This is a genomic window from Streptomyces sp. NPDC050636, from assembly GCF_040654775.1.
Taxonomy (GTDB): Bacteria; Actinomycetota; Actinomycetes; order Streptomycetales; family Streptomycetaceae; genus Streptomyces.
Window position 1 is genome coordinate 113,224 of record NZ_JBFAIP010000009.1, and the last position, 25,504, is coordinate 138,727.

Sequence of the window (25,504 nt, forward strand, 5' to 3'; positions counted from 1 at the left end):
CAGCCAGCCCGGCAGCAGCCCGCAACCGGGAGAGTACTCCGGACGCGATACATCGCGATACTGATTTTCTCGGTTCCGGCGGGCCGAGGAAGAGTCCCGGCGGGCGGAGGAAGAGTCCCGGCGGGCGGAGGAAGAGCAAAGGCACACGAAGCCGAACCGGCTCACTCCGTGAAGAAGTACCCCGCCTCGCGCAGCGCCGCGCTCACCTCGGCGCAGTGCTCGGGACCCTTGGTCTCCAGGTGCAGCTCCACCTCCACCTCGGTCAGTCCGAGGCGCGGATCGGTGCGCACATGCCCGACGTCGAGGACGTTCGCGTCGACGACGGACAGCACGGCCAGCAGGTTCGCCAGCGCCCCCGGCCGGTCCGTCAGCCGCAGCCGCAGGGAGAGGTAGCGGCCCGCGGCGGCCATGCCGTGCCGCAGGATGCGCTGCATCAGCAACGGGTCGACGTTCCCACCGGACAGCACCGCGACCACCGGCCCCTCGAAGGACTTCGGGTCGGACAGCAGCGCCGCCACTGGGCTCGCCCCGGCCGGTTCCACCACCAGCTTCGCCCGCTCCAGGCACAGCAGCAGCGCGCTGGAGAGCTCGTCCTCGGAGACCGTGCGGACGTCGTCCACCAGCTTCTCGATGATCCCGAACGGCACATCGCCGGGCCGCCCCACCTTGATGCCGTCCGCCATCGTCGACAGACCGTCGATCGCCACCGGACGCCCGGCCGCCAACGAGGGCGGATAGCAGGCCGCGCCCGCCGCCTGCACCCCGATGACCTGCACATCCGGGCGCAGCGCCTTCACCGCCAGCGCGACGCCCGCCGCCAGCCCGCCGCCGCCGATCCCGACGGCGATGGTGCGCACCTCCGGGCACTGTTCGAGGATCTCCAGGCCGACCGTGCCCTGGCCAGCGATGATGTCGCGGTGGTCGAAGGGGTGGATGAAGACCGCGCCGGTCTCCCGCGCGTACTCCTCGGCGGCCGCCAGCGTCTCGTCCACGACCTGGCCGTGCAGCCGCACCTCGGCGCCGTACTCGCGGGTCGCGGAGACCTTCGGCAGCGGCGCACCGACCGGCATGAACACCGTCGAGTGCACGCCGAGCAGGGACGCCGCCAGCGCCACGCCCTGCGCGTGGTTGCCCGCGCTCGCCGCCACCACACCGGCCGCCCGCTCCTGAGGGGTGAGCCCGGCGATCCGTACGTAGGCGCCGCGGATCTTGAAGGAGCCGGTGCGCTGGAGGTTCTCGCACTTGAGGTGTACCGGCGCGCCGACCAGCCCGGACAGATAGCGGCTGCCCTCCAGGGCGGTGGTCCGGGCGACGGCGGAGAGCATCTTGTGCGCCTCGCGTACGTCGTCGACCGTGATCGCGGGGAGCGCGACGGCGGCCGGTTCGTGTGGCGCATGAGGCGTGTGGTCTGCCATGCCGCCAGTCTCGCAGTTCGTCCGCGTACGAGCCTTTCCGTCCCGACGTGCGGACACCCAGGCGAGTGGAGGCCCGGTCTCGGGTCCCTCACGGCGCGTTATCGGATTGCGCAGCGCCGGTACGGCCCGCGCCGGGTCCGCGTACTCTGTCCTCCAATCCGTACGCACCCCATGAAGCGAGCACCCGGCCATGCCCACCTCTTCGGACATGACGACCCACACCGACCCCGCTCTTCTCGACGCACTGCAGCACCAAGTGGCCGTCTTCGCCCGCCGCGCAGAACAGAGCCGGCTCGGCGGCGTCGGGCAGGCGCGCAACTCCATGGACCGCGCCGCATACCTGCTGCTCAACCGCCTGGACCAGGAAGGCCCGATGGGCGTCAAGGCCCTCGCCGCCGGTATGGGCATCGACTCCTCGACGGTCACCCGGCAGGTCGCCCCGCTGGTCGACTCCGGGCTGGTCAGTCGTGCCACGCACCCCGAGGACGGCCGGGCCGTGGTCCTTCAGCTGTCCGAGCGCGGCCACTCCCGCCTGGAAGAGGTGCGCGCCTCGCGCCGTGCGCTGATGGCCCTGGTGACGGAGGGCTGGTCCGAGGAGGAGCGGGACGCGTTCTGCGCCCTGCTGACGCGCTTCAACACATCGCTCGCCACGCTCACCGCGTCCCTGGGGCCGGCGGGCCCGACGTCCTGACGTCGGCCTTCCCTGCACCATGACTCCGCCGAGTCCCGCCTGTCACGCCCGTGGCAGGCGCGGCGGGCCGGCTGCTGCACGCCGCCACCCTGCTGACCGGCGAGCCGGACTCCCAACCCGCCCCGGCCGCCGAGGAGTTGCTCACCACCGCGCTGTCACGGACGTATGCCGTCCGGGACCGGCCGCGCCCGGTAGGAGCGCTTGGTCCTCGTGCTGCGGCTCTGCGAGGGCATGACCGAGAAGCAGACCGCGGCCCAACTCGGCCTGCCCACCGAGCGCGTGCACGCACGGTGCCTGCGCGCCATCGCCGAAATGCGCAGCCGCCCGGAGCCGGCGGCCCGCAACAGGGTGCCGCCAACTCCCCTCGGGCCGGCAACCCGTGAGCCTCCCCGACCGCAAGGAGACCCGCCGGCCCACACCACCCCTCCCGTGGAGGGGTGGTGGACCGTCCGGGCCGGGCCGTCAGCCCAGCGCCTGCGTGAGGTCGGCCAGCAGGTCGTCGGCGGACTCGATGCCGACCGACAGCCGAACGAGGTCGCCGGGGACCTCCAGCGCGGAACCGGCCGTCGAGGCGTGCGTCATCCGCCCCGGGTGCTCGATCAGCGACTCGACGCCGCCCAGCGACTCACCGAGGGTGAACAGCTGCGCCCGGTTGCAGACCTCCACGGCCGCCTGCTCGCCGCCCGCGACCTGGAACGACACCATGCCGCCGAAGGACCGCATCTGCTTGGCGGCGACCTCGTGGCCGGGGTGCTCGGCCAGTCCGGGCCAGTAGACGCGGGTCACCTTGTTGTGCGAGACCAGCAGCTCCGCGATGCGGGCCGCGTTGGCGCTGTGCCGGTCCATCCGTACGGCCAGCGTCTTGATGCCGCGCATCACCAGCCAGGCGTCGAACGGCCCGGCGACCGCGCCCATCGCGTTCTGGTGGTAGGCAAGCTCCTCCCCGAGCGCATCGTCGTTGACGACCAGGGCGCCGCCGACCACATCCGAATGCCCGCCCATGTACTTGGTCGTGGAGTAGACCACCACATCGGCGCCGAGGGCCAGCGGCTGCTGGAGGTAGGGGCTGGCGAAGGTGTTGTCGACGACGAGCCGGACGCCGGCGTCCCGGGCGATGCCGGCCAGCGCCGAGATGTCGCTGATGCCGAGCAGCGGGTTGCTGGGCGTCTCCACCCAGATCGCCTTCGTACGGGGCCGCAGCGCGGCGCGGACCGCCTGCGGGTCGGAGGTGTCGGCGACCGACCACTCCACGCCCCACCGCTCGACGACCTTCGAGAACAGCCGGAACGTGCCGCCGTAGGCGTCGTTCGGGATGATCACATGGTCGCCGGGGGCGAGCAGGGTACGCAGCAGGCAGTCCTCGGCCGCGAGGCCGGAGGCAAAGGCCAGGCCGCGCCGGCCGCCGTCCAGGGCGGCAAGGTTTTCTTCCAGGGCGGTACGGGTCGGGTTGGCGCTGCGGCTGTACTCATAGCCGCCGCGCAGCCCGCCGACACCGTCCTGCTTGTACGTGGAGACCTGGTAGATGGGCGGAACCACCGCACCAGTGGCCGGGTCGGCTTCCTGGCCCGCGTGGATCGCGAGGGTTTCGAAATGCTGGTGGTGGCGCTCGTCGCGCTGTTCGCTCATGCCTGCCGAGGGTAGCCGCCCCCGGCGTCTCCGGAACTTTCTGGTTCGCTGGATAGTGGATACATACGAGGGAACCACCGCACGACGGTTCCCTCGCCGCGCCACCGCCCGCCCACCACTACAGCCGCCCGGCCCTCCGACAGGGACACACCACATGGACGCTCTGCTGGTTCTCTTCGCCGCGATCACGATCGGCGGCTTCGTCTTCCTGCCCTGGATGCGGCGCCGACGGGCCGCCCAGCATGCCCAGCAGGGCCTGGTGGTGGCCTCCGACCCGATGGCCGGCTACGGCTTTGTGCCGCTCAACGAGCTCGACGTACGCCTGCCGGGCCCCGACCAGGAGCTCGACGACGCGCTGGCCGAGATGCGCCGTACGCATGACTGGCGCCCGGCGGCCGCGCTGCTGAAGTCCACCGGCGACAACTGGGAGCTGCGCTGGCAGCGGGTCCAGACGCTGGCCGGAGCCGCCGCGTTCGAGCTGGCCCAGGAGTCGGCGGAGCCGGAGCGGCCGGCGGCCCCGGCGCACGGCGACGGCGGGCACCGGTCCGGCGGCATCTGGCTGCGGACCTGGCGCAACGAGGCCCCCAAGGACCCCGGTGGCGCCCAGACCCATGCCCAGTTCCTCGTCGTCCAGGCCCTGCGCGACCCGGGCTCCCAGGACTTCCGCATGATCCTCGAAGAGGCCCGTACGGTCTGCCGGGAAGCGACACTGCTGGCCCCCGGCAGCCCCATCCCGTACATCACCGAGCTGGCCGTCGCCCGTGGCCTGGACGAGCGGAAGGCCGATTACGAAGCCCTCTGGTCCAAGGTCGTGCAACGCGCCCCGCACCACATGGGCGCGCACCTCGCTGCGCTCCCGTACTGGTCGGAGAAGTGGCACGGCTCCCGCCAGGAGGCCGAAGCGTTCGCCGAACGCGCGGCCGCCGACGCCTCCGCCAAGACCCTGCTGCCGGCCCTCCCCCTCTTCGCGGTCTACGAGCACCTCCCCGAGGCCAACATGGTCCGCAGCCTCTACCAGAGCGCGGTGGTGGAGCGCGCCATCGAGGGCGCCCACTTCGCGCTCCGCGAGGCCCCCGCCGACCACCCCATGGCGCCCCACGTCCGCCATCTCCTCGTCTGGTTCCTGGTCCGCGCGGAGCGCTACGCCGAGGCCATGGAGCAGCTCCGCCTGGTCGACGGCCACGTAGGCGCCGTCCCGTGGTCGTACGGCCGCAGCCCCGCCGCCGAGTACGCCGCGTACCGCGCCCTGGCCATCGCCGGCTGGGAACAGCTGGGCGGCACCTCAGCGGGCTTCCCGCCGGCTCCGGGCCACTAGGGCCGGTCCGATGGGTCAGGGTCGGAGAGACCCTGGCCAGCCAGAGCGAACACCGGGCCCCGGCCGTCGGAATGCCGGCCCGGACACCACCGAAGGCCCGCCGCCGGAATGCCACCCACTCCCCCGGCGTTCCCCGGACAACCCGCCCGCTTTCCCCGCTGCCCCTGGAGCTTGATCCCGATGCTGTTCTCCCGCTTCAAGTCCCATCTCCCCACCCCCGAGGAAGCACTGAAGGGCCGCCCCGAGCGGGACTTCACCGTCCCCGGCCGGCACACCGTCCTCGGCAACCCGCTGCTCGGCCCGTACCCCGAGGGCCTGGAGATCGCCGACTTCGGCCTGGGCTGCTTCTGGGGCGCCGAGCGGAAGTTCTGGCAGACGGACGGCGTCTGGACCACCCTCGTCGGCTACCAGGGCGGCCACACCCCGAACCCCACCTACGACGAGGTCTGCAGCGGCCACACCGGCCACACGGAGGCCGTCCGCGTCGTGCACGACCCCGCCGTCGTCCCGTACACCGCCCTCCTCAAGCTCTTCTGGGAGTCCCACGACCCCACCCAGGGCTTCCGCCAGGGCAACGACGTCGGCACCCAGTACCGCTCCGCCATCTACACCCACTCCCCCGCCCAGCAAGCGGCCGCCGAAGCCTCCCGCGACGCCTACCGCACCGTCCTCCAGAACTCCGGCTACGCCGACATCACCACCGAAATCCTTCCCGCCGACGCGACCCGCGCGTTCTATCCGGCCGAGGGATATCACCAGCAGTACCTCGACAAGAACCCGGCGGGGTATTGCGGGATCGGCGGGACGGGCGTTTCCTGCCCGATCGGCGTGGCCAACGCGGATGGCTGAGCTCTTCGACTGTGGTGTCTGCCCGCAGTTCGGCACATGGCCACAACTGAGCGACAGCGGGAAGAAGATGCTGCCGCTGACCGTGAAGAAGCCTGTGGCCAGCGGAAACGGCCAGTGACGTGAGCGATGCGTTACGGCGGATCGCCGACGCTGCGACTGATGTCACAGAAGGTGAGATGGCTGACGTGCTGGGCGCGCTCGGTGTCGTCTCGGAGCGTCGGCGATCTGTCGCGGCAGAGGCGCCCAGAACGCCTCTGCCGATGCAGGGAGGCCCCTCAAACGTCCACTCAGAGGTCGTGTGGGTCCGAGGGGCCTTCGGGCCGTCCTGGGGTCACCATGCCGGCACAGCTTCCTTGCGTTCGCAGAGGTAGATGTAGCTGCCGCTGGCTGTGGCGTTTGAGGTCGGGGCCGGTGCGGCGGAAGTCTGGCTGGGCTTCCCCGAGAAGCCCAGCCAGAGTCCGTTCAGCCCGACTGCGGATCGGGCGGACACCCGGCCCGCGCGCTGCCGCAGGTCAAGAATGGGCCCTGGCGCCGGGTCTGTGGCGTGGACACCGGGACCCTTCCCTTTGCTAGCCGCCTACGCTGTTGTCGCAGCCCATCGTCGAGCCCAGGTGGCTGGACTGTGCACCCGGGGAGCCTTCGCCGTTGAGCGCGTTGCCCAACAGGCCGTTGAGAATCCCGACCTCGCCGAGGACGTCGACGTTCAGGTCGTGCGACCGGCAGGAGCTGCCCTGCTTGACATTCAGGCCTCCATGGCCACCATGACCGCGTTGCTGACCCTCGTCGGCGTGGGCGGCGCCAGCGCCGAGGAGGCCGACGGTGCCGAGGGCTGCGACCACAACAGCAGCCTTGCGAAGCTTGCGCATTTCATCTCCGGTGAATTGAGCAGATGCGATCCGTGATTGATCGACTTCGTACAGTTATGAAAGGCTAATATGAAACATCGCGCAGCCACTCAATGACGCGCCGGTTCCCTGACCCTCGCGATCTGGCGCCGGCCGCGGAACTTCGCACCCTGAGCACGTCAGGGCATCGCCTGGCCGCAACAGGCGCAGGCGCTCACCCCAACGGCCTTACCTGAGGCGGTGAAAGAGCCAGCGGGGTGCGGCTGAAGCCCGAGATCTCGGAGATGCCGACCAGCTCGACAGGCCGGCCGCGGTGCGGCCTTGACGCTGACGCAGCGGCAACTTGGACGATGACCCCGTACGGCAGACACAGTCACCCCACCGGAGGCATTCGTCATGTTGCGCGGCAAGGGCATCCATTACGACACCGGCACTTTTCCCAACGGCGACACGTCGCGCCCCGTGTTCGACGTTCGGGACGTCGAACGGGACATGCGTGTCGTCGCAGAGGATCTGCACTGCACCGCTGTCCGTATCACCGGGGGCGATCCGGACCGTATCGAGACTACGGCGCGGTCCGCGGCGGAGGCGGGCCTGGAGGTCTGGTTCTCGCCCTTTCCCTGCGAGCTGTCGAACGCCGAGATGCTGCCGCTGTTCACCGACTGCGCCGAGCGGGCGGAGCGACTGCGGGGCGACGGCGCCGAGGTCGTCCTCGTCACTGGCTGCGAACTCAGCGTGTTCGCCCGCGGCTACCTGCCCGGGGACACACTGAACGAGCGCATTCCGGTCCTGGCAGGCCCCGGCCGCGAAGCCGCGCTCCAGGGCATCCCCGACAAGGTCAACGCCTTTCTGGGGGAAGTCGTCGACGCCGTGCGGCCCCTCTTCGGCGGCCGCGTGAGCTACGCCTCCTGCCCTCTGGACGGCGTGGACTGGGCCCCGTTCGACATCGTCGGCCTGGACGCCTTCCGTAGCCTGCGCAACGCGGCCACCTACCGCACCGACTTGCGCAACGAATGCGGCCACGGCAAGCCCGTCGCCATCATGGAGGCCGGCTGCTGCACCTACCGGGGAGCGGGAGAGCACGGCGGCGCCGGCTGGTACATGGCGAGGGAGGCCGACGGCGTCACCCTCAAACCCGGCCTGGTGCGCGACGAGGGCGAGCAGGTCCGCTACCTCGACGATCTCATGACCGTCTTCGAGGAGGAGGGCGTCGAGTCCGTCTTCTGGTTCAGCTTCGCCGGTTTCAGCACACCCCACCGGACATCCGGACCGGACGAGGACCTCGCCTCCTACGGCATCGTCAAAGTCCTGGACGAGCACAGCGGCTGTCCCGCCGACAACCGCGCCTACCCCGACATGCCCTGGGAACCGAAGCAAGCGTTCCACGCACTCGCCACCCGCTACAGGGTCGCGAACGCCGAGACCAGCAGCCCAGCCTGCGGAATGGAAACCCCAGGTCGCGGGCGAGCGGCTGGAGCATGCCGGACAACATGAATTCGCTCGTACCGAGCGCAAACGCGCCCGCGACGCCATGTGTCATTAGGCTGCACCTCGCTCTGGCTCCCTGAGCTGGGGAAACGCGGAAGCAAGCAGAGAGGCCCCCACCTTGGTCGGTGGGAGCCTCGCTGCGCGGGACTCTGAGCTGCCCGGTGGGCGTGGCTCCGGCCGGGGACTGAGCTCAGGGTCGTCACCCCAGGTAGGGGTGCTCCCCATCCTGGAAAACACATTGAACGAGACGTTTCGTCTCGCCTACTGTGGAGCCATGACGAACCCGGAGTACCGCAAACGTGCCCATATCGCCATGTTCTCCATCGCCGCCCATGGGCACGTGAACCCGAGCCTCGAAGTGATCCGCGAGCTCGTCGCCCGTGGGCACCGCGTCACGTACGCGATCCCGCACCTCTTCGAGGAGAAGGTTGCCGAGACCGGCGCCGAGCCCGTCCTGTACCGCACTACGCTGCCCTCGCCCGACGACGACCCGTCGGCGTGGGGGACCACGCTCCTCGACAACGTCGAGCCGTTCCTGGACGAAGCAATCCAGGCACTGCCGCAGCTCATCGAGGCGTATCAAGGGGACGAGCCGGACCTCGTACTGCACGACATCACCTCGTACCCGGCACGCGTCCTTGCTCACCGCTGGGGTGTGCCCGCGGTCTCCCTCTCGCCGAACCTCGTCGCGTGGGAGGGGTACGAGGAGGAGGTTGCCGAGCCGATGTGGGCAGAGCCCAAGGCGACCGAGCGCGGCAGGGCGTACTACGCGAAGTTCACCAACTGGCTTGCGGAGAACGGGATCACGCAGCACCCCGACCCGTTCGTCGGTCGCCCCGGCCGGTCGATCGTGCTCATCCCCAAGGCGCTGCAGCCGCATGCCGACCGGGTCGACGAGAACGTCCACTCGTTTGTCGGCGCCTGCCAGGGCGACCGAACGGCGCAGGGCGACTGGGAGCGGCCCGCGGACGCCGAGCGTGTGCTGCTCGTCTCGCTCGGCTCGTCCTTCACCAAGCAGCCCGGTTTCTACCGCGAGTGCGTCAAGGCGTTCGGCGACCTGCCGGGCTGGCACGTCGTGCTCCAGGTGGGTAAGCACGTCACCGCCGACGAGCTCGGGGAGGTCCCCGGGAACGTCGAAGTGCACCACTGGGTACCGCAGTTGGCGATCCTGCGGAAGGCCGATGCCTTCATCACGCACGCCGGCGCAGGAGGCAGCCAGGAGGGCCTGGCCACCGCCACTCCCATGGTGGCCGTCCCGCAAGCCGTCGACCAGTTCGGCAACGCGGACATGCTCCAGGGACTCGGCGTGGCCCGCCACCTACCGGTGGACCAGGTGGACGCCGCCACCCTCCGGGCGGCGGTGCTCGCGCTCGTCGCCGACCCGGAAGTGGGACGCCGCCTCACGGCCATCCAGCGGGAGATGGCCGCCGAGGGCGGCACCCGGCGAGCGGCCGACCTCATCGAGGCCGAATTGCCCGCCCAGATCATGTGACGGCTGGTCCCGCATCCGGGCGGGCAGCCAGCCGGTGCCACTCATTACCGCACCCGTCGGCGCGGTAACGCTCGCGCCGACGGGTATCGGCGACGGCAAGCAGCGCGACCGGCAGCCGAAACGCCCTGGGTGTCGCGAGCCGAGTGGTCAGCGGCGGCACTGTGATCTTCCTTCCATAACTGGCCATACGGCGCAACGGTTTGCCCCGCCAGTAGTCATCTATGCGCAAGCGCCTGACAGCTCAGGTGACAGCTCAGATGACATCTCAGGAAGGTCTCCTTGATGAAGTTCCGCCAAGCCCTGACGGCCGCCGCGGCGGCCGTCGTCATCACGCCCGCCGCCGTACTGGCCGCGCCCGCCGCCGCGTTCGCCACGGAAGCCCCGAGCCCGTCGGCACACACCAACGAGTCGCAGAAGACAGATAGTTCGGGGAACAGCGGCGAGTCGGCGCGGCCGGATGGGACGACGGGGTCGGACGAGTCGTCCGGGACCGGGGGCCCGACCACCGAGACCGATGGGGCCGCGAAGCCCGGTGCGGGGAACGACACCAAGCCCACGCCCGACGCCAAGCCCGGTGAGGAGACCGGCACCAAGCCCGGCCCCACGCCCGGCGGGTCCTCCTCCGAGGAGAGGCCCCCGGGCGAGGACTGCGCGAGCGCGCCGCAGCATCTGAAGATGGCGATCAAGGGGCTGCAGTCCGAGTTCGTCGCCGGTGCCGACTGGAGCCCGTCCTCCATAACGGTCACCAACACCTCCGACAAGGCCATGGAGAAGGTCCGGCCGCAGCCGTACATCTCCTCCCGCGAGATCGTCGACCGTCAGTACGAAGAGTTGGAGGCGCAGTTCCGCAATCCCGTGACGGGCAAGTGGCTGAGCTTCGAAGACGCCACGGTCGACAGCGTGTTCACCGGATTCCCCGTCGCCGCGCACCGCACCGTCACGCTGCCGCTGCGCGTCCGCGCGATCGATCCGGCCAAGCCCGGTTCTGGTTACGCGATCATAGAGGGGACGTTCCGCAACCAGGACGGCTCCTGCGGCATGTCCAACCACGAGCAGTACGACTTCAAGATCCTCCCGGCGCGCGGCAAGCCCGGCCGGCCCAGCACGCCGGGCAAGCCCAGTGAGAGCGCCGAGCCCGGCGGTGGCGCCACGGACGGCACCACGCCGCAGGGCGGCGTCAAGGAGACCTCGGGCGAGGGCCGTCTGGCCGCGACCGGCTCGTCCTCCGCGCTGCCGACGATCGCCCTGGTGGGCGGCGTGGCGATGGCCGTGGGAGCGGGCGCGATCATCAGCGTACGCCGCCGCAAGGCCGCCGCCGGCTCCGGCGGTGGCACGGGAGCCGCAGCGTAAGGACCTGTGCGCCGGGCCCCGGCGCCGGTGGCGTATCCAATGCACACGCCCCGGCTCTCTCGGAGGTGAGAGCCGGGTCCGTCATGGCTTGCGGTCCCGCCCGGTGCAGGAGATCACCGGGCGGGACCTGCTTCCCTCACCGCGATGCCGCGCGGCATCCATCAGGGAAGCGCCCCGGAAGGCTCCCCGCAGGACGGACCGGGCCGGCCGGGAGTGAGCCCGTCGGCTCAAGCGGAACACGTGCTGTCCCTGCTCTCGGTTTGTCCGGTCGGGGGAAGTCGTGCGGGCGGGACGGCCGGAGCCAGGCCACGGCGGCCCCGTCCTGTCCTACGTCGCGGGAGGAGCGCCGTCCGCCGCCGCGTTGGTCAGGTAGGCGGTGAACAACTGGAATCCCCTCATCTCAAAGCACCTGTCCCCGGTCAGCCCGGCATGCTTGAGGCACCACCCCTGCGCTTCGTCGGCGGACGCGGTATCGATGCAGCGTTCCCCGCAGTCCAGGCATTCACCGACGAACCGCAGCGACGCATCCGAATCAGCCGCCAGCGTCCACTCAGCAAACCGGTAACGCGCCCTCACGCCATCTCCTCCCCATGGTCCGGGGCGTCGCCACCCGCCGCCTGCACGGCGTCGATGCACTCGGCGAGACCACGCAGCACCTCCGCCAACTCCTCCTCGGACAGCTCATCCATCCACGCGGTACGGGTCTTGAGGTCCGCCCGCATCTGATCGAGCTGCCGGTACAACTCCCGATACCTGACGTGCCGACACCACGCCTCTTCGGCCCAGTCACGCAGCCGCGACCACACGCCCGCGCTCATGACCGCGCCGCTTTCAGAGCGCGGGCCAGCTTCGCGGCCGTGCGGATGCCGACGCAGCCGAGGTTGATCCGGATCCCTCCCTCGACGGTGTCGCTGAACGTCAGCTCCGGGAACATCATCTTCACGTCAGCCAGCGCGAGTTGAGACTCACGAAAAGCGTCCATTGCCGCCCGGCCGTCGGTGCACACCTCGGCCGCCATCAGCGCACCACCTTCGCGTGGGGGTGGCAGCCGATCTCGATGTTGCAGTCGATCACCTTCGACAGGTCTCCGACGGCGCGCGCCCCCGCACGCTGCCCTGCCAGAGCCAGACACACATCGCACCCGGCAACCGGCTCCGGCTCCGGCTCCGGCACCCGCACCGGATCCTTCAGCTGGACGGGGCGGCAACTGCGGGGCATCAACCCACCACCTCCACACCGTGAATCCAGCGCGGCCCCGCGTCGTACCCGTGCACCGCGAGCCACAGCGCCCGCCTCCGCCCGCGCTGCAACCGCCGTTCCTGCCGCTCCTCGGGCGTGAGGACATACGGGCGGATCAGGGCAACGTCCTCACCCCGCAGCAGCCCCAGCTGCCCGGCGGTCACGCGGGGAAGCGCGGGCGTCGGCGCGTCCTCACACCTCCCGGCGGGCAGTGCGCCGACGGACCGGTGACGCCCCCGCGCGGGCAGTAACAGCCGCAACAGCAGTTCGAAGATCCACGCGCTATGTTTGCGCATGCTGTCAACCTCCTTGGGGTTGATGGCCACGCCCCCGGACCGTCGCCACGGTCGCGGGGGTCCTTGCTATCTCGTGAGCATCGCTGGGTACCACGGGACGCCGGAACCACGGACAATGGACACTTGGGGACGTCCTACATGAGGCAGAACGTCCTCACCGGAGTCTGGGGAGCAGAGTGCAGAACGAGCGACTGCGGGCAGCTATGGCGGCAGGCGGCTGGACTCATGCAAGCCTGGCGGCGAAGGTTGACGTTGATCCCAAGTCGGTTGAACGATGGGTCAACCTGGGACGCACACCTCGCAGGGAAACTGCCATCCGAGCCGCTGAGACAATAGAGGAAGATGTGTTTGCTCTCTGGCCAAAGCTGAGGCAGGCACGCGCAGCAAGGGCAGTCAGCCCTGAACTGGTCGCGTTGTACAACCAGCGGGCAGAGCTGCCCGTTTCCGTCTTCGTTGATCTGTTCACTCAGGCACGGAAACGCATAGACGTACTCGTGTACGCGGCTGTATTCATGCATGAGGCATACCCGCGCTTGAATGACCTACTGCGCGAGCGGGCCGCCGAAGGATGCACCGTGCGGATTGCCGTAGGCGACGCAGAGAGCATCAACATTCAACAGCGAGGCCAGGAAGAGGAGTTCGGCCATGGAATCGAATCTCGCTGCCGACTGGCAATCATGCATTATCGGCCGCTCATCGGCACACCAGGTATCGAGCTGCGGACGCACGGGACGACCCTCTACAACAGCATCTACCGTGCTGACGATCAGATGCTGGTTAATGCCCACGTGTGGGGCGCGAATGCTTATGCTGCGCCCGTGTGGCACCTTCGGCACCACGACGACGGGGGGATGTTCGACGGCTACGCCGAAAGTTTCAATGCCGTATGGGCTACGGCAAAACCTGTGCAGGAGGGCTGAGCAGTGGCACGGACTGAATATTACGCCGACCCTAATGCACCGAAGCCAAACAGTTTGGTAGTCGCTGCATCGGCCGTCGTCACGGATGACGAGGGGCGCATTCTGCTACAGCGGCGGACTGATAATGACCTGTGGGCGCTCCCCGGCGGTGGAATGGACATGGCCGATTCCCTGCCGGGAACGGCCGTACGGGAAGTCAAGGAGGAGACAGGGCTAGACGTAGAGATCACGGGACTTGTCGGCACCTATACAGATCCACGCCACATCATCGCGTACAGCAATGGGGAGGTAAGGCGACAGTTCAATGTGTGCTTTGCCGCGCGGATCGTCGGTGGTGCGCTGGAGATCTCTGAGGAGTCCTCAGAGCTGCGATTCGTGGCCCCAAACGAGATCGACGGGCTTCCCATGCACCAAACGCAGCGGCTACGCATTCAGCACTTCCTGGAGCATCGCTCAACTCCATATCTGGGATAGCCACCAACCGCCGATGAGCCCCTACCTGGTGGCTGGCCGACTCCTACCTGACAGCCGGGGAGGTTGAGCAAGCAGCGACCGCCACCGGCCGAGCGCTGGACCTCTGCACCGGGGTGGCTTCGGTACGCCCACGGGAGCGGCTTGCTCCCGTCCTGCGACGGCTCGGCGAGCACCGGACCGTGCCCGCCGTCGCCGAGGCCTTGGAGAAGGCCCGCCCCTGACACATACTCGCCGGGGGCCCAACGGTCGTGGCGATCCAACGGAGGTACGCATCCGACCCGGCCACGAGGGGCACGGCCGAGACCTCGGGGTTCTTGTCCTGAGGGGCCGGACCCGGCGTTCGGGGCCCGGCGGCCCGGCGCGGTCGGCCTCGTGCCCAAGAGCAGTCGGTCCGGCCGGAGTTCGCCCTCGTCCGACCACGGAAAGCGCCCCCCGAAACGCGGCCAGGACAGCGGATCCGAGCATTAGAATCGTCCGCGAGGTGAGTGGAGCCCGTGGACATATCCAAGCTGCCCAACCCCTACGACTACCGCAATCCGGTCAGCGACGCCGCGCTCTTCGCCGGACGGATCGCCGAGCTCGACAGCGTCGCCTACGAGCTCGACCAGGCCGGGCTGGACCGGCCGTCGGTCTATATCGCGGTGCACGGCCAGCGGGCCGCCGGAAAGACCAGTCTGCTGAACCGTACGGAGGACCTGGCCCGGGAACGCGGCCTGCTGCCGGTCCGGGTGACGCTCGTCCCCAGTGATGCCACCCCTTCGGCGTTCTACCGCAAGGTCTACGAGGAGCTGGTCGCGGCCGTCACGGACGAGGGCGGCACGCTGGGCGGGCCCGGCGCGGTCACACCCGCGAAGATCCGGCGGGTGTTCTCCGGCGCCACCCCGGAGAACGACTTCCCGCTGGAGTTCCCCGAGGCACTGTCCCTGTCGGCCCCCGGTGGCCCGGTGTCCGAGGCCGCGCTCCGTGCCGATCTCCGCTATGTCGTACGGGTCCTCGGCCGGCCGATCGCGCTGCTCATCGACGAGGCCCAGCTGGTGGCCGGGCACGAGGAAGTGCTGTCCGTCCTCCGCGCGCTCGGGACCCGGCTCAACGGCTTCGTCTTCGTGCTGGCCGGCACGTCGAGCCTGCTCACCCGGATCACCGAGGTCTTCTCGCCGCTCCTCAGGCAGTTCAAAGAGATCAAGATCGAGCGTTTCGTCGAGTCGGAGGACGTCAGCAACTGCATGCTCCTGCCCCTGCGCGGGTTAGGGCTGGACGCCGACTGCTTCCCCGAGTTCAACGGAACGCAGTCGGAGCTCGTCCACCTCACCGACGGGAACCCGTACGAGATCCAGCTCTACTGCCACGAGATGTTCGCCCGGTGGCAGAAGGACGCGGCCATGGGAATGGCGCTGACCGCGGAGATGCTCGAAGACGTCCGGTCACGGATGGAGTCCGGACGGGACGTGCTCGACCGCAGGCTGATCCGGTCGGTGAAGAAACTGTCGCCGGAGCGGCTGCACGCCTTCAACGTCCTCAGCTCCGCGCTCGACCACGCGTCCGTGGACGAGGTCTGGTTCGCCTACAACGTGGTCGGACAGCCGTCGATCACCAGAGAGGTCCTCGATCAGTGCCGTGCGGAACTGATCGCGGACGGCGCCATAGACGAGTCGGAGGTCGTCCGGCTGTCGCAGGAGACGGAGCTGTTCGACGACATCTACGTCCGGCTGTGGACGATCAACAAGCTGGGACGGCAGCGGCATCACCAGCTCATGGGCCGTGGCGAGTTCCACAGTCTGCTCACCAGGCGGCTCGGCTGTCTGCTCAATGAGATCACGTCCAAGCCCGCCCGGGTGCTTCAGACCTGCTGCCCGAAAATGGGCGAAGCCAGCCTCAACACAGCGCTCTTCGCCCTGGAAAGCCTTGCGGACAAGGGGGCGGAGTCGGTGCCGTACGCCACCCAGTTCGTGCACGAGGCCATTCTCCGCACGGGCATCCCCGCCGCACTCGACATCACCACGGTCACCTGCGCCTACGGCGGCACCACCGGCATCCGCTGGCTCTACTCGGCGGACGCCGACGACTTCCGTCTCGAACACACGCCGGGCTTTCTCGCGGCGGCCCGCCGGATCGCCGCGCTCGGCGGGGAGCTGAAGGCCGAACGGACCCGGCTGCCCCTGAAGCCCTGGCCGCGGATCAGCGAGTGGCTGCGGCTGTCCACCGGGACGGTGCGCGCCACCATCGCGGAGAACCATCTCACCGCCTCCTACACCGCTTACGGCAATGACGACCTGAGCGGTACGCGGCAACATCTGGCCGCGGCCTACGACCTGGACCCGCGCTGGGAACCCGCCAACAACATCCTGTACGTGTCGCTGGCCGCCGGTGAGCCCGGCATCGCCCTTGAGTGGGTCGGCAGAGCCCTGGATCTGGCGCAGCACCCCAAGGACAAGGCGCTCAGCCGGTACAACGCGGCAATGGCGTATCTCCTTGAGGGCGACCGGGAGACGGCGGGCCACCAACTCGCCATGGCCGCCGGGGACCTTGCGCCGCTGCCGGTCGCCGACTGCGAGATCGACTATCTGCTGACCCCGCAGACAGCCGACGGCACGGCCACCCTCAGCCAGGAACGCGAGGTCGACCTCGCGGCCGCGATCGAGCGGGCCAGGACGATGGTGGGGGTGGAAGCAGCGGACCGGGCGGAAGCGGCGGACGGGGCAGAGGGGGCGGACAGGGCACAGGGGGCGGACACGGCGGTGGCCACCTCCGCACCGGCTCTCGCGCCGGCGCCCGAGGCCGGGACAGAGGCCGAGCCCGAGCCCGAGGCCACCGACGCACGCGAACCACGCCCGCTCACCGTCCTCGTGATCGCCACCGAGTGGTGGTCCGCACACGGCGGCCTCAGCACCTTCAACCGGGACCTGTGCCGGGCGCTCGCCGCCGCCGGGGCGCAGGTGTACTGCGTCGTACTCGCCGTCGGCGAGGGCGAGATCGCCGCCGCCAAGGCCGATGGCGTCACCCTGCTCTGCCCGCCGTTGACTCCCGGCGCCCCGGAATACGTGCAGTTGACCCGACGTCCGCAGCTGCCCGAGGGGACGGTCCCCGACCTTGTCATCGGGCACAGCCGGATCACCGGACCGGCCGCTGAACTGCAGGTTTCCGACTTCTTCCCGGATGCCAGGCGGCTGCACTTCATTCATATGGCGCCGGACGAAATCGAATGGCACAAGCTCGACAGGGAGAACGACGCCGCCCGGCGTGCCGAGGGCAGGACCGAGGACGAGCGCCGGCTCGGCGGGAGCGCGCACCGGGTGGTCGCGGTGGGACCCCGACTGCACAGCCGTTTCCTCAACGAGCTGTCCGGCGAGGGCATCGCGGCACCGTTGCGCATCGATCCGGGCTTCGACGTCGCCAATCCGACGCCCGGGGTCCCGCCCGCCGGCCGGCCGCTGAAAGTCCTGCTGGTCGGGCGTACGGAGGACGCCGAGCTCAAGGGCCTGGACCTCGCGGCCCGTGCGTGCGGGCGGGTCGCGACGTGGCGGGAGAAGGCCAAGGTCCCGGCCATCGGCCTGGTGGTCCGGGGCGCGCCGAAAGGCACCGGCACCGAACAGCGCAAGGAGCTGCGGTCCTGGGCCGCCAATCCCAAGCTGGACGTCGTGGTCCGCGAGTACTCGTCCGAGCAGGAACGGCTCACCGGGGACATGAGCCGGGCGAGCCTCGTCATCATGCCGTCGAGGAAGGAGGGCTTCGGTCTGGTCGGCGTCGAGGCCATCACGATGGGCGTTCCCACGCTGGTCAGCGAGGAGAGCGGGCTGGCGGAGTTTCTGCGCGAGAAGCTCGACGGCGAGACGGCTGCCCGTGTCATCGTCCCCATGTCGGGCGATGACGACGAGGACACCGAGACCTGGGCCCGTGCCATCGACCGGGTCATGGGCGATCTGCCCACCGCCTTCCGGCGCGCCGCGGAATTGCGCAATGCGCTGGCCGGCACGGCGACTTGGGCCGATGCCGCCGCCGTCCTCCTGGCCGAGGCGGCCGATGACCGAGGCGGCCGTTGACCGAGGCGTCATGATGAACGGCATGGTGAACGGCATGGCGAACATGGCGAACGACGAACCGGTGTCCGCGGTCGACCGGACGCGCGACCAGGTCCGTCAGCGCTGGGATGCCTGGCAGGCACCCGGCGGGGACAACGTCATCGTCTTCGCCGACGGCAGTCTGTCGCTGATGGACTACCCGCTCGACGGCTCGTCGTCCTCGTCGTCCTCGTCGTCCTCGTCGGAAATCCTGCGGGCGACCGCATGGACCGTCGAGGACTGGATCGACGTCGACACGGTGCTCGCCCAGCACGCATACGCCGGAAGCCGAGCCTTCGCGGGCGGAGCGGCAGCCCACGGCAGCATCGGCTGGGTGGCACTGACCAGGGACGATGACGACCGCACCCTGGAGTGGCTGGCGGTCTGCCCCTGGTCCGATCCGTTCGCCGAAGTCACCTTGGACGGGAGCACGCTGACCGCGGTCACCACCTCGGGCAGCGTCTGGAGATTCCCTCGCGACCGCCCGCAACGGGTTGCGATCGGCGGACCCGGGAGCGCCGGCACATCGGTCAACGCGCCCTGAGGGTGGCCGGGCTGAGCCGGAATGCCGTACTGCAGCGCGCCCCGGTCGGCCGCAGGCCGCGCTGCCGCCGGATCAGCCCTCCGGCAGCCGTGCCCGGTCCGCCGCCGCCTTCCCCTGGTGCCAGCCCTCCGCATCGTGTACGCCACGCAGCCGGACCGGGGCGGTGTCCGGGAAGAGCGCGCCGGTGGTCTCCTCCACGGCCAGATCGCGGGCGGCCAGGACCGGGAGCAGGTCGGGGGCCGCGTCGCCGGACTCGGCGGTGGCGGCGGCCGTAGCGGCGGCGGTGGCCGCGGTCAGGCGGTCCCGGATGCGGTCGGCGTAGGCGACGAGGAAGGTCTGGCGGAAGTCCCGGGTGCGGCGGGAGCGTCCGCGGGCGTGGTGGTCGTCGCCTGCGCGGTTCATCGCGGCGGTGGCCTGGAGGAGGAGTGAGGTGTAGAGCAACTCCGTTGCCTCCAGGTCGGGTTCGAAGCCGATGACGGTGGAGAAGCCGATGTCGGCCGCCCAGACGGCCTGGCAGCGGTTGGCCGCCGCGACGGCGTCGAGGAGCAGGGCCTTGGCCTGTTCGTACGGTCCCTCGATGCCGATACGGACCGCCGACGGGCCGCCGGCTGAGCCGTCCGGTGAGCCGCCCGCGCTTGCCGCGCTCTCCACGAGTGCCTCGTCGATGCTGTGCCGGGCCATCAGCTCCTGCGCCTTGGCGGACAGCGCCTCCGCCTCCTCGGCGAAGTCGGTCGCCTCGGCCTTGGCGAGCAGGCCACGGATGCGGCCGAGGGCGCGGGATGCCGCCGCGCCGCCTCCGTTCCGCGCGGGCGCCGGCGCCGGGGCCGGCAGCGGGGTGATGCGGGGCAGCCTGGCGATGGTGCGCAGCGCCGCCAGGACGTCGTACGCGGTCTCGAAACGGGAGGTGCGGCGGCGCCGGGCCAGGCCGTCGAGATAGCCGCGGTCGGACTCCCACCAGACGTCGGCGCCGAGCCGCCGCAGCTGGTCGGCCCAGCGCGGGTCCCGAGTGGGCCTGGCTGTCGACGGCCGGGCCGCCTCGGCCGCGATGGCGTCGACGACCAGCGCAACCAGCGTCGCGTCGGACGCCTCGCGCCGTACGATCCGCTCCAGGTCGGCGGGGTGCCAGCCGCCCGCCCAGCACTGCCGCACACCCGCCACCGCGGCCGCGACGACCGCCGCGCTCACCGCCTCCCAGCCGGCCGGGGCCGCGGCCAGCATCGAGGCGCCCGCCTCTATGGCGTCCTCGGCCGGCTCCCCGTCCGCCGCGTAGCGGACGCTGCCGAGCACGCCCCCCACCAGCTCATCGGCGGCCGACGACTGCTGCCCGCCCCGGCCTTTTCTTCCGCGCTCGCTCACCCGGTCACTGTACGGAGGGACTGCGCCGGTGCGTCATGGAGGCCGTTCCCTCCGTACGCACGCGACGACGCCCGGCGGGCCGTATTGCCGGCGCCGCCAGGCGTCTGTCACATCGGGTCGTCACGTCACGCAGGACGTGCAGCCGTCACGGTCAGCGCAGCGCGCTGCCGGCCACCCACTGCGACCAGGCCATGTTCCAGCCGTTCAGGCCGTTCTCCGGCTTGACGGTCTTGTCGTTGGAGTTGACCACGTCGACGACATCGCCGAGCTGCGAGTTGTCGAAGAACCACGCGCCGTCCGTGGAGGCGTCACCGGCGCCCTTGACGTCCTTCAGGCCGATGCAGCCGTGGCTGGTGTTGGCCTGGCCGAAGATGCCCTTGCCCCAGTAGTTGCCGTGGATGAAGGTGCCGGAGTTCGACAGGCGCATGGCGTGCGGCACATCGCGGATGTCGTACTCGCCCTTGCCGTTCTTCTTCGTGAAGCCGACCGTGGAGCCGTCCATGCGGGTCTGCTTGAACTTCTCCGAGATGACCATCTGGCCGTTGTAGGTCGGGTTCTCCTCACCACCGGCCGAGATCGGGATGGTCTTGATCGTCCTGCCGTCGCGGACCACGGTCATCTGGTGCGTCTTGACGTCGACGGTGCTGACCTGCGAGCGGCCGACGTTGAAGCTGACGGTCTTGTCCTGGATGCCCTTGACGCCCGGCGAAGCCTCGACGTCGTCAAGGTCGAGGTCCATGGTGACCTTGGAGTTCGCCGTCCAGTACTCCTGGGGGCGGAAGTCCAGCCGGGTGTTGTTGAACCAGTGGCCGACGACCTTCTGGTTGCTGCTCGACGCGACCTTGATCGCCGACTCGACGGACCGCTTGTTCGTCACCGGCTTGTCGAAGTTGATCGACACCGGCATGCCGACGCCGACGGTCGAGCCGTCCTCCGGCGTGAAGTTGCCGATGAAGCTGCTCACCGGGGAGACGGTGGTGAACGTGGAGTTCTCCACCGCCTTACGGCCCTTGGAGTCCACCGCATGCGCGGTGACCGTGTACTCCGTCGCGCGGGCCAGGGACTCATCGGGCGTCCAGGAGGTGCCGTCGGCGGACAGCGTGCCCTCGATGGTCTGCTTCGACGCGACGGTCTGCTTGGACGTGACGGCGGTCATGGTGACGTCGGTCAGCTTGCCGCCACTGACCGTGACCCTGGCGTCACGGTGGATACCCGCGTCTGGTGTGCCGTCCTCTGGCGCAATGGTGATCTTGGCTTCCGACGAGTCCTTCGCAGCCGCCTCATCCACCTGCTGCTGAGCCTGCTGGTGCTGTGCCGTCTGGTCTCCGGCGCTGTCGTCACTGCGGGTGGCGGCATTGCCCCCACCACACGCGGCGACGGTGAGTACGCCTCCGAGCAGCGCGGCGCTGGCTATGAGGCCCTTGCGGCGCTTGCTGTCCGTCATCAACACATCTCCATTGCTACCGATTGCGAGCATCCCCGAGTTCTTCGAGCGGACGCGGCCCTTCCGGCCGACGCCCGACGCAGCCGTTCAGGCCGACGTCTTATGAACCCATGTTCCGTTTTGCCCCTTCCATTCCTCTACAAAATGTGGGGAAGGACACCTATTACCCACATAACAGACCCCCGCACGACAGGACGCCGTACGGGGGTCGCGAACAGGGGCTGCGGGGGCCGGGCGCGGGTGCGGGATGCCGCCTCGGCCGGGTGCGGATGCGGGTCGGTCAAACCTCCTCTGCGGCGTCGTCGGCAAGATCCCACTCCGCCGCGTCCCACTCGACGTCCGGGTCGTAGTCGGTCATCTCCTCGCTGCTCCAGGAGGCCTGCGCGAGTTCGGTGCCCGGCACCGCGGCGACGAGGTCGAACGGGTCGACGAGGTATGCGAGCGCCTCCGCCGGGTCCTCCTTGACCGTCTCCACGGCCTGCCGCCGCTCTTCGTCGAGCAGGGACGGGTCGCCGCCGATGTGATCAAGGGCGGCGCCGGTCAGCTGGCCGGCGTCGGTGACCTCCATGACCAATTCGACATGAAGCCTTACAAAACGTGATGTCTCGCCATTGCTCATAGCACGGAGCTAAGCACCTACGGGTCCCGACTTCCCCGCGACCCGCTGCGGTCATTAACATCTGGTCAACGGCCAATTCGCCCAGCCCACAGGGGGATCGTTCGGTGACCGCACGACGACCGCTGCTGACCGCCACAGTCGCGGGATCGGTGTTGTTCGCCTTGTGGTTCGTACCGTCCGCGAACGCGTTCATGGCAGGCGACCGGCCGGACCGGCCGGGCAGCGGAACAGAAGGCTCCGGCGACCGGTCCGCCGCGGCCGGTGCCACAGATTCCGCTGGTTCCACTGGTTTCATCGATTCCACCGGCACCGGCACGGACACCGCCCCGCAGCGCCTCCTCGCCGACACCGGCAGCCCGGACGCCACGCCGTACGTGATCGGCGGCGCCGTCTGCCTCGCGCTCGGCGCCGGGCTGGTCGGCTACTCGGCCCGCCGGGCGCGCGACGAGACCGCCTGAGTCGGCCTCCGTCCCCGGCGACGGCGAACGGGCGCGGAACGGGCGCATCGCACCCGCCCCACGCCCGAACCGATCAGGCCGACTCCCCTATCGAACCGGTTCCCCCGCTATGCCAGCTCCCCGGTGACCGGCTCCACGGCCTCCACCAGCTTCCCGGCCCGTACGAACGCATACGCGCCCTCCAGGTCCGGCGCCAGGAAGCGGTCCTCGCCCGGCCCCTCTATGCCCGCGGCGCGTACCGCGTCGAGCACCGCGCGGGTGGCCGGAGCCGGCGTCAGTCCGTCGCGCATCTCGATCGCCCGTGTCGCCGCGTAGAGCTCGACGGCGATGATCCGTGTCAGGTTGTCGACCGCGGTACGCAGCTTGCGCGCCGCCGACCAGCCCATCGAGACATGGTCCTCCTGCATGGCGGAGGACGGGATGGAGTCCACCGACGCGGGCGCCGCCAGCCGCTTCATCTCGCTGACCAGCGCGGCCTGCGTGTACTGGGCGATCATCAGGCCCGAGTCGACGCCCGGGTCACCGGCCAGGAAGGCGGGCAGACCGTGCGAGCGGTTCTTGTCCAGGAGGCGGTCCGTCCGGCGCTCCGCGATGGAGCCGAGGTCGGCCGCGGCGACGGCGAGGAAGTCCAGGACGTAGGCGACCGGCGCGCCGTGGAAGTTGCCGTTGGACTCGACCCGGCCGTCCGGCAGGACGACGGGGTTGTCGACGGCGGCGGCCAGCTCGCGGTCGGCGACCAGGCGGGCGTGGTCGAGGGTGTCCCGCCCGGCGCCGGCGACCTGCGGGGCGCAGCGGATGGAGTAGGCGTCCTGGACCCGCGGCGCGTCGTCCTGGTGGTGGCCGGTGAAGCCCGAACCGGCCAGCACCTTCAGCATGTTGGCGGCCGAGGCGGCCTGGCCGGGGTGCGGGCGGATGGCGTGCAGCTCGGCCGCGAGGACCTTGTCCGTGCCGAGCAGCGCCTCCAGGGAGAGGGCGGCCGTGATGTCCGCGGAGGTGAACAGCCGGGCGAGGTCCGCGCAGGCCATCACCAGCATGCCGAGCATGCCGTCGGTGCCGTTGAGGAGCGCCAGCCCCTCCTTCTCGCGCAGCTCGACGGGCTCGATGCCGTGCTCGGCCAGCAGCTCGCCGGCCGGCCGTACGACACCGTCGGGGCCCTCGGCGTCCCCCTCGCCCATCAGCGTCAGCGCACAGTGCGAGAGCGGCGCCAGGTCGCCGGAGCAGCCGAGCGAGCCGTATTCGTGCACGACCGGGGTGATTCCGGCGTTGAGTATCGCGGCCATCGTCTCGACGACGAGCGGGCGGACGCCGGTGTGCCCGGAGGCGAGGGTCTTCAGGCGCAGGAACATCAGGGCGCGGACGACCTCGCGCTCGACCCGCGGGCCCATGCCGGCCGCGTGCGAGCGCACGATGTTGCGCTGGAGCTGGGCCCGCAGCTCGGGGCTGATGTGGCGTACGGCCAGGGCGCCGAAGCCCGTGGAGACGCCGTATACGGGGTCCGGCTTGGCGGCGAGCTCGTCGATGAAGGCGCGCGAGCGGGCGACGGCGGCGAGGGCCGCTTCGGACAGCTCGATCCGGGCCGCGCCGCGGGCCACCGCGATGACGTCCTGTGCGGTCGTGCCGGACGTCCCCAGCACCACAGTGTGCATATCCATATTCAGGCACCCTAGAGACTGAATCGCCGGATGTCACCACTGGATTTATGGATCACCCCTTACCAGGCTGCACGCACGGACCCCGCTCTCACCTCCGGAACCGCCGGCGCTCCGGCCCCGACGGCGGCTCGGGGGAGTCCGCGAGCCGTACGACCGGGTCCTCGTCCGGGCCGCCCTCGCGCCCGGCGACCACCGGCTCGCCCGCCCGCGCCGCCTTCGCCCGGTACTGGGCCGCGTCCGCGAGCCGGAAGAGCCGGCGGGCGGTATGCACCGGGCCGATCGGGTCACCGGTCGAGGCCACACCGACCGAGACGCCCTCACCGAGGTCCAACTCCCCTGCGCGGTCGCACAGTTCACCGGCCACCTTGACCACCGCGTCGGACGGCGGGCCGACCGCCAGCAGACAGAACTCATCGCCGCCGAGCCGGGCCGCGAGAGTGCCGGGCAGTATCGCGCCGCACAAGGACAGCACCGAACCGAACCGCTCCAGCAGCCGGTCCCCAACCGCGTGGCCACGCGAGTCGTTCACCCGCTTCAGCCCGTTGAGATCACACACCACCAGGCTGACCACCACACCGTCCCTGCGGTGCAGCTCCACCGCCTCGTCCAGTCGCATGTCCACGGCGCGGCGATTGGCGAGGCCGGTCAGCGGATCGGTGAAGGCCAGCCGGCGGGCCTCCGCGAGCCGCTCGGTCTGCGCGATCCCGGCGGCCGTCACGGCGGCCAGCACGGTCGCGAAATCGGCGTCCGCCCGGCCGAAGACCGGCTCGCCGACCCGCCGCGCGACATACAGCTCGCCCCACGCCCTGCCGTGCAGCACGATCGGCGCGACCAGGCAGCAGCCGCGGCCTCGGCGGCGCAGCGCGGCCACCCGCTGATGGTTGTAGAAGCCGTCCTCGCGCGGCCCGTCGGCGGCCTCCACCCAGGCGTTGGGCTCGCCGCCGCCGGCCCACTGCTCGTGCAGGAAGCCGACGATCTCCGGGAACTGGTGCACCGGATACATCTCGTCGTCCGGGAACTCCCGCTCGCCCTGGCCGAGTTCGCCGACATTGACCAGCACCCGCAGCTTCCCCAGCTCGCGCTCCCACTTCGAGATCGCCGCGAAGGAGCCCCCCAGGGCCTGGCGCGCTCCCTGCGCCGCGGCCTGTGCCGATTCACGCAGGGTGTGCGCGGCCGCCATCGCCTGCGCCAGCTCCACTACCGCCCGCAGCCTCGCATCGCCCTCGCCCGTCACCGGATCCTCACATTCCGTCACCGTGAGCACGCTCTGTACTACAGCGTAGAAATGTTTAACCCGATTCGCCCGTTTCCGTGCGGATTCCACGCCCGGGCGTCATCCTTGCGTCCGGGCGATACGGCCCTGCGGCCCCGCCGCG

The 25,504-nt window shown here is 70.1% G+C and carries 26 protein-coding genes and 1 pseudogene; 13 read left to right on the forward strand and 14 right to left on the reverse strand.

Annotated features, from left to right (window positions below; all coding sequences use genetic code 11):
- Nucleotides 1-161: 161 nt before the first annotated feature.
- A complete protein-coding gene (gene ilvA / locus AB0I10_RS11745) occupies nucleotides 162-1,415 on the reverse strand; it encodes a threonine ammonia-lyase (protein WP_363152218.1) in 1,254 nt (417 codons plus the stop codon).
- A gap of 190 nt (nucleotides 1,416-1,605) precedes the next feature.
- On the opposite strand from ilvA, the gene AB0I10_RS11750 reads away from it, so the two are divergent.
- Together AB0I10_RS11750 and AB0I10_RS11755 are read left to right on the forward strand one after the other, a co-directional pair.
- Nucleotides 1,606-2,106 (forward strand): MarR family transcriptional regulator, encoded by a 501-nt coding sequence (locus AB0I10_RS11750; RefSeq protein WP_363152219.1) that lies wholly within the window; start codon nucleotides 1,606-1,608, stop codon nucleotides 2,104-2,106.
- 50 nt (nucleotides 2,107-2,156) lie between these two features.
- A pseudogene (locus AB0I10_RS11755) lies at nucleotides 2,157-2,424 on the forward strand (sigma factor-like helix-turn-helix DNA-binding protein); the annotation flags it as partial.
- A 144-nt stretch (nucleotides 2,425-2,568) separates the two neighbouring features.
- Here AB0I10_RS11755 and AB0I10_RS11760 read toward each other — a convergent pair.
- The gene (locus tag AB0I10_RS11760) at nucleotides 2,569-3,732 is read right to left on the reverse strand and encodes a cystathionine gamma-synthase (protein ID WP_363152220.1); all 1,164 of its coding nucleotides are present in this window, start codon (nucleotides 3,730-3,732) and stop codon (nucleotides 2,569-2,571) included.
- A 154-nt stretch (nucleotides 3,733-3,886) separates the two neighbouring features.
- Between AB0I10_RS11760 and AB0I10_RS11765 the strand changes: the two genes are divergently transcribed.
- The 3 genes from AB0I10_RS11765 (at nucleotide 3,887) to AB0I10_RS11775 (ending at nucleotide 6,014) form a co-directional block, all read left to right on the forward strand.
- On the forward strand, nucleotides 3,887-5,047 hold the full coding sequence (locus tag AB0I10_RS11765; protein ID WP_363152221.1) for a hypothetical protein: 1,161 nt from the start codon (nucleotides 3,887-3,889) through the stop codon (nucleotides 5,045-5,047).
- A gap of 180 nt (nucleotides 5,048-5,227) precedes the next feature.
- Nucleotides 5,228-5,896: a peptide-methionine (S)-S-oxide reductase MsrA gene (msrA, locus tag AB0I10_RS11770; protein WP_363152222.1), complete on the forward strand. Its 669-nt coding sequence runs from the start codon at nucleotides 5,228-5,230 to the stop codon at nucleotides 5,894-5,896.
- The gene (locus tag AB0I10_RS11775) at nucleotides 5,889-6,014 is read left to right on the forward strand and encodes a hypothetical protein (protein ID WP_363152268.1); all 126 of its coding nucleotides are present in this window, start codon (nucleotides 5,889-5,891) and stop codon (nucleotides 6,012-6,014) included. Before msrA ends, AB0I10_RS11775 begins: the two co-directional genes overlap by 8 nt.
- Nucleotides 6,015-6,465: 451 nt before the next feature.
- Here the strand turns inward: AB0I10_RS11775 and AB0I10_RS11780 are convergent, their stop codons facing one another.
- Nucleotides 6,466-6,762 carry a hypothetical protein gene (locus AB0I10_RS11780; protein WP_363152223.1) on the reverse strand — a complete coding sequence of 99 codons (297 nt, stop codon included), beginning with the start codon at nucleotides 6,760-6,762 and terminating at the stop codon, nucleotides 6,466-6,468.
- Between the two features lie 375 nt (nucleotides 6,763-7,137).
- On the opposite strand from AB0I10_RS11780, the gene AB0I10_RS11785 reads away from it, so the two are divergent.
- Together AB0I10_RS11785 and mgt are read left to right on the forward strand one after the other, a co-directional pair.
- On the forward strand, nucleotides 7,138-8,235 hold the full coding sequence (locus AB0I10_RS11785) for a hypothetical protein (RefSeq protein ID WP_363152224.1): 1,098 nt from the start codon (nucleotides 7,138-7,140) through the stop codon (nucleotides 8,233-8,235).
- A gap of 268 nt (nucleotides 8,236-8,503) precedes the next feature.
- Entirely contained in the window at nucleotides 8,504-9,721 is a 1,218-nt protein-coding gene (mgt, locus tag AB0I10_RS11790) for a macrolide-inactivating glycosyltransferase (RefSeq protein WP_363152225.1), read from the forward strand.
- Here the strand turns inward: mgt and AB0I10_RS11795 are convergent.
- Nucleotides 9,714-9,908, reverse strand: coding sequence for a DUF5958 family protein (locus AB0I10_RS11795; RefSeq protein WP_363152226.1), 195 nt, complete (start codon nucleotides 9,906-9,908; stop codon nucleotides 9,714-9,716). The genes mgt and AB0I10_RS11795 overlap by 8 nt on opposite strands.
- Nucleotides 9,909-10,003: 95 nt before the next feature.
- On the opposite strand from AB0I10_RS11795, the gene AB0I10_RS11800 reads away from it, so the two are divergent.
- On the forward strand, nucleotides 10,004-11,071 hold the full coding sequence (locus AB0I10_RS11800; RefSeq protein ID WP_363152227.1) for an LPXTG cell wall anchor domain-containing protein: 1,068 nt from the start codon (nucleotides 10,004-10,006) through the stop codon (nucleotides 11,069-11,071).
- Nucleotides 11,072-11,398: 327 nt separating this feature from the next.
- Here the strand turns inward: AB0I10_RS11800 and AB0I10_RS11805 are convergent, their stop codons facing one another.
- The 5 genes from AB0I10_RS11805 to AB0I10_RS11825 are packed head-to-tail and all read right to left on the reverse strand — an operon-like array spanning nucleotide 11,399 to nucleotide 12,606.
- Nucleotides 11,399-11,647 carry a hypothetical protein gene (locus tag AB0I10_RS11805; RefSeq protein ID WP_363152228.1) on the reverse strand — a complete coding sequence of 83 codons (249 nt, stop codon included), beginning with the start codon at nucleotides 11,645-11,647 and terminating at the stop codon, nucleotides 11,399-11,401.
- A complete protein-coding gene (locus AB0I10_RS11810) occupies nucleotides 11,644-11,889 on the reverse strand; it encodes a hypothetical protein (protein ID WP_363152229.1) in 246 nt (81 codons plus the stop codon). Before AB0I10_RS11810 ends, AB0I10_RS11805 begins: the two co-directional genes overlap by 4 nt.
- A complete protein-coding gene (locus AB0I10_RS11815; RefSeq protein WP_363152230.1) occupies nucleotides 11,886-12,089 on the reverse strand; it encodes a hypothetical protein in 204 nt (67 codons plus the stop codon). The genes AB0I10_RS11810 and AB0I10_RS11815 overlap by 4 nt, the downstream gene beginning before the upstream one ends.
- Complete coding sequence (locus AB0I10_RS11820) at nucleotides 12,089-12,289, reverse strand: hypothetical protein (RefSeq protein WP_363152231.1); 201 nt, start codon at nucleotides 12,287-12,289, stop codon at nucleotides 12,089-12,091. Before AB0I10_RS11820 ends, AB0I10_RS11815 begins: the two co-directional genes overlap by 1 nt.
- Complete coding sequence (locus AB0I10_RS11825; protein ID WP_363152232.1) at nucleotides 12,289-12,606, reverse strand: hypothetical protein; 318 nt, start codon at nucleotides 12,604-12,606, stop codon at nucleotides 12,289-12,291. Before AB0I10_RS11825 ends, AB0I10_RS11820 begins: the two co-directional genes overlap by 1 nt.
- Nucleotides 12,607-12,782: 176 nt before the next feature.
- On the opposite strand from AB0I10_RS11825, the gene AB0I10_RS11830 reads away from it, so the two are divergent.
- The 4 genes from AB0I10_RS11830 to AB0I10_RS11845 all read left to right on the forward strand — a co-directional run bounded on the left by AB0I10_RS11830 (nucleotide 12,783) and on the right by AB0I10_RS11845 (nucleotide 18,599).
- Nucleotides 12,783-13,526, forward strand: coding sequence for a helix-turn-helix transcriptional regulator (locus AB0I10_RS11830; RefSeq protein ID WP_363152233.1), 744 nt, complete (start codon nucleotides 12,783-12,785; stop codon nucleotides 13,524-13,526).
- A gap of 3 nt (nucleotides 13,527-13,529) precedes the next feature.
- The gene (locus tag AB0I10_RS11835; protein ID WP_363152234.1) at nucleotides 13,530-14,000 is read left to right on the forward strand and encodes an NUDIX domain-containing protein; all 471 of its coding nucleotides are present in this window, start codon (nucleotides 13,530-13,532) and stop codon (nucleotides 13,998-14,000) included.
- Nucleotides 14,001-14,494: 494 nt separating this feature from the next.
- Nucleotides 14,495-18,037, forward strand: coding sequence for a glycosyltransferase (locus AB0I10_RS11840; RefSeq protein WP_363152235.1), 3,543 nt, complete (start codon nucleotides 14,495-14,497; stop codon nucleotides 18,035-18,037).
- Nucleotides 18,038-18,059: 22 nt separating this feature from the next.
- Nucleotides 18,060-18,599 carry a hypothetical protein gene (locus AB0I10_RS11845; RefSeq protein ID WP_363152236.1) on the forward strand — a complete coding sequence of 180 codons (540 nt, stop codon included), beginning with the start codon at nucleotides 18,060-18,062 and terminating at the stop codon, nucleotides 18,597-18,599.
- Nucleotides 18,600-18,671: 72 nt separating this feature from the next.
- On the opposite strand, the gene AB0I10_RS11850 is transcribed toward AB0I10_RS11845, so the two are convergent.
- From AB0I10_RS11850 to AB0I10_RS11860, 3 genes are all read right to left on the reverse strand, one after another.
- On the reverse strand, nucleotides 18,672-19,955 hold the full coding sequence (locus AB0I10_RS11850; protein ID WP_363152237.1) for a DUF2786 domain-containing protein: 1,284 nt from the start codon (nucleotides 19,953-19,955) through the stop codon (nucleotides 18,672-18,674).
- 151 nt (nucleotides 19,956-20,106) lie between these two features.
- Nucleotides 20,107-21,399, reverse strand: a complete 1,293-nt coding sequence (locus tag AB0I10_RS11855; protein WP_363152238.1) for an Ig-like domain-containing protein — start codon at nucleotides 21,397-21,399, stop codon at nucleotides 20,107-20,109.
- 280 nt (nucleotides 21,400-21,679) lie between these two features.
- On the reverse strand, nucleotides 21,680-21,967 hold the full coding sequence (locus tag AB0I10_RS11860) for a hypothetical protein (RefSeq protein WP_363152239.1): 288 nt from the start codon (nucleotides 21,965-21,967) through the stop codon (nucleotides 21,680-21,682).
- Between the two features lie 155 nt (nucleotides 21,968-22,122).
- Between AB0I10_RS11860 and AB0I10_RS11865 the strand changes: the two genes are divergently transcribed.
- Nucleotides 22,123-22,476 (forward strand): hypothetical protein, encoded by a 354-nt coding sequence (locus AB0I10_RS11865; RefSeq protein ID WP_363152240.1) that lies wholly within the window; start codon nucleotides 22,123-22,125, stop codon nucleotides 22,474-22,476.
- Between the two features lie 107 nt (nucleotides 22,477-22,583).
- Here the strand turns inward: AB0I10_RS11865 and hutH are convergent, their stop codons facing one another.
- Both hutH and AB0I10_RS11875 read right to left on the reverse strand, forming a co-directional pair.
- Nucleotides 22,584-24,128, reverse strand: coding sequence for a histidine ammonia-lyase (hutH, locus tag AB0I10_RS11870; RefSeq protein ID WP_363152241.1), 1,545 nt, complete (start codon nucleotides 24,126-24,128; stop codon nucleotides 22,584-22,586).
- 88 nt (nucleotides 24,129-24,216) lie between these two features.
- The gene (locus AB0I10_RS11875) at nucleotides 24,217-25,308 is read right to left on the reverse strand and encodes a GGDEF domain-containing protein (protein WP_363152267.1); all 1,092 of its coding nucleotides are present in this window, start codon (nucleotides 25,306-25,308) and stop codon (nucleotides 24,217-24,219) included.
- Nucleotides 25,309-25,504: the final 196 nt, after the last annotated feature.